This window comes from Xenorhabdus sp. TS4 (assembly GCF_014467265.1).
GTDB classification, from domain to species: Bacteria; Pseudomonadota; Gammaproteobacteria; order Enterobacterales; family Enterobacteriaceae; genus Xenorhabdus; species Xenorhabdus ehlersii.
The window spans coordinates 1-564 of record NZ_NKHQ01000071.1; the positions used below are offsets into that span (position 1 = coordinate 1).

Here is a 564-nt window from a genome sequence, read left to right on the forward strand (position 1 = left end):
ATGACAATATCATCCTGACCACTAAGCCTGGCGAGTACAATACTCCAGCCAGCCAGTAGGGTCATAAATAAGGTGCTGTTATGGCGTTGTCCAAGTTCCTTAAGTGAATTCAGTACTGAGGTATCAAGGTGGAAAGGTACTTGTCTGCCGACATAAGTCTGTACTGCTGGGCGAGGATGATCGGTCGGGAGTGATAATAACGCGGGCGCATTTTCAAGTTGATTGAGCCAGAAGTTTCGCTGTGCAGTAAACATCTCTGCTTGCAACCAATCACGCTGCCAAACGGCATAATCGGCGTACTGAATGGGCAGTGGTGGCAAAGGATCATTATGGTCGTAGAGAACCGCATGATAGAAAACATCCAGTTCGCGTACCAGCACCCTGATGGACCAGCCGTCAGCGATAATGTGATGCAGGGTGAGCAGTAACACATGTTCTTTATCCGCCAGTTGCAGCAGTTGGCCACGGATAAGTGGTCCCTGAGCAAAATCGAAAGGGGTTTGGGCTTCAAGAGTCGCGAATTCAGTAATACGGTCGATATGCAGAGCAGGATCGAGCTGACGC

1 protein-coding gene is annotated in these 564 nt (G+C 49.5%); it reads right to left on the reverse strand.

Features of this window, described 5'->3' with window-relative positions; translation table 11 throughout:
- Nucleotides 1-564 (reverse strand): condensation domain-containing protein (locus Xets_RS14185; protein WP_255430657.1); only part of this gene is annotated, 564 nt, incomplete at both ends.